This is a genomic window from Halobaculum sp. EA56, from assembly GCF_051195075.1.
GTDB lineage: Archaea > Halobacteriota > Halobacteria > Halobacteriales > Haloferacaceae > Halobaculum.
In genome coordinates, this window is sequence record NZ_JBNTJX010000095.1 from 1 (window position 1) to 1,167 (window position 1,167).

The window sequence follows — 1,167 nt, forward strand, 5'->3', positions numbered from 1 at the left end:
GTAAATAGATTCTCATAGGGCGTATACTCCAACAAATATACGACTAATGATCGTCGGCTGAATGCAATCGAGACTCTTCCCCCCTCCTGTGTGGATCCTGATTTCCTATCCGGTTCTTCTATTTTATCAATATTTTATATTGAAAGTAAGGCACGCATCAAATCCATCCTCCGAAGTTGTGCAGCACTGTTCATAGTAAATTGACATCCTCCTCCGGCTTCAGCCGGAGGAATCCCGAGCGTTGGGATATTACGGTTTGCAGTCTCCCTGTTCTCTCGTGTTGAACGACCCGCTCTCGCGGTCGAACAGGAAGACTCCGGGCTGTGCCAACCAGCCGTTACTCATATCCCCCAACGGAGGACTTTGAGTTATCCTTCGGCGAATGTTCACCGCACCATTCACATCTGCATTCAGCGTCGTCTCGCACGACTCACAGACGTACAACCCGCGCTCCACACGGTTGCTGTCCCGAATCTGCCCGCAACACGAACACGTCTTCGAGGTGTTCCCCTCGTCTACACGATCAACGAGAATGCCGTGTTCCTCAGCCTTGTATTCAAGGAGGCGGGTGAACCGGTCAAATTCCCATCCGTGGAGTTTCTTGTTCCCCGACATACCCCAGTTCCGCGAATCGCCGTTCTGATCCTCGCGGATGTCGCTAAGGTCACCAACCGCTATCCTCCCCACGTCTTCTTCGACACACCGCTCAACGATGTGTTTCGAGAGCGTGTGGAGGAAGTGGTCTTTGCGTCGGGAGAGTTTCTGGCGAGCCTTCTGAGCACGCTTCGACGGCCCGTTCTCGCCTTCGGTCTGGTACTCTTCGCGGGTGAAGTAGTGCTTATCCTCTTTCAACACGTTCCCCGGATACAGTTCACTCTCCCCGTCTTCGTAGTCGATGGCGAGGTAGTTACGGAAAATCGAGGAGAAAGCCCCGTGCTTTAGCGCGGGGATGAATCCGACACACCCTCCACAGCCGGCATTATCAAGTAGCCCGGCGTCGTATCGTTCGTTAAGCCAATCGCGTAAACTCTCAATCGGAAGACACGGGGTCGCTTCCCGCTGATACGGACGGTTCCACGCCCACCACCGACAAACCCGGTGGGGAGTACGTGGTTCGGATTCGTTCGCCGTCCTCACAGTACCCCTACCCGTCACTGGAGACGGTCG

General features: G+C 54.4%; 1 protein-coding gene. It reads right to left on the bottom strand.

The window, feature by feature from the left end; genetic code table 11:
* Positions 1 to 249: 249 nt before the first annotated feature.
* Positions 250 to 1,167, bottom strand: a 918-nt coding sequence (locus ACQUQ1_RS22300; protein ID WP_435066371.1) for an RNA-guided endonuclease InsQ/TnpB family protein, incomplete at its 5' end; no start/stop codon positions are given.